Raw genomic sequence first — 616 nt, forward strand, 5'->3', positions numbered from 1 at the left:
TTTCGTCCGTCTTCGAGAAAGACAACGACTTACGAACAAGCCGACCCAGCCGCTGTCTCAGCGTGCAGTTCAATCGTTCGACATGATTCGTTTCTCCCTTCCGGGTTAGCCGCTTTACCCCCAAGAGCGGTTCATCGTAGGCTCGCCACAGATCGGTGCAAAACGTCCCTTTCAGTCGCTGCTCAAGGGACAATGGTAAGCGTTCCCAGAGCTTGAACGCTGTTTGCTCACTGCGGTCACCCAATACCCAGGCCAGCACCCTGCGGGTGCTGCGCTCCAGGGCAATCCAGATCCACCTCGTCTGTTTTTTCTTGGCAACGAAGGTCCACATTTCATCCAGCTCAATGACCACTTCTTCTGGAGGTGTCATGCAGACTGTACCAGTCTGCATCACTTCACGGGCCCCTTTTTTATCCACCGGATCACGGTGTTGCGGTGAACACCAAAGACGCGCTGTACTCCTCTCAGACTCATCCGCTCGTGGACAGCATCAAGAATTTGTTGCCGGGTCGCTTCACTGTGCGCTATAGGGCGGGCCTCCGGGTGGAAACGACGGCCACAACCCTTACATAAGTAGGTCTGGGTGCCATTTTTGGCCTTCCCATTTTTGACAGTG

General features: G+C 54.7%; 1 pseudogene. It reads right to left on the reverse strand.

The features are described 5' to 3' along the window. A pseudogene (locus tag IE158_RS13460) lies at positions 1–616 on the reverse strand (IS1 family transposase); the annotation flags it as partial.

Source organism: Deinococcus piscis (assembly GCF_014653275.1).
GTDB classification, from domain to species: domain Bacteria; phylum Deinococcota; class Deinococci; order Deinococcales; family Deinococcaceae; genus Deinococcus; species Deinococcus piscis.